The organism is Escherichia sp. AM3 (assembly GCF_032029835.1).
In the GTDB taxonomy this organism is placed as follows: domain Bacteria; phylum Pseudomonadota; class Gammaproteobacteria; order Enterobacterales; family Enterobacteriaceae; genus Escherichia; species Escherichia coli.
Genome location: NZ_JAVUPQ010001028.1, coordinates 1 through 265 on the forward strand (window position 1 = coordinate 1; position 265 = coordinate 265).

The window sequence follows — 265 nt, forward strand, 5'->3', positions numbered from 1 at the left end:
TTCTGCGTGCCTTCTTTGATAAAACTCTCCGCCATAAGTCCTGCAATGGCGGTCGAGCCGCTGCGGATCTGCTGGCAAACTTCCTCGCAGACATCCAGCTGGCGGCGGTGCTGTTTCTGACAGTTGCCGTGGCTGAAATCCACCACCAGATGCTCCGGCAGGTCAAATTCCGCCAGCGTTTCGCAGGCGGCGGCAATATCTTCTGCATGGTAATTCGGTTTTTTACCGCCACGCATAATGATATGTCCGAACGGGTTGCCGCTGG

Annotated in this window: 1 pseudogene; it reads right to left on the reverse strand. The window is 55.8% G+C overall.

From position 1 onward, the window contains the following. Positions 1 to 265 (reverse strand): annotated as a pseudogene (aroH, locus tag RTW80_RS29550) (3-deoxy-7-phosphoheptulonate synthase AroH); the annotation flags it as partial.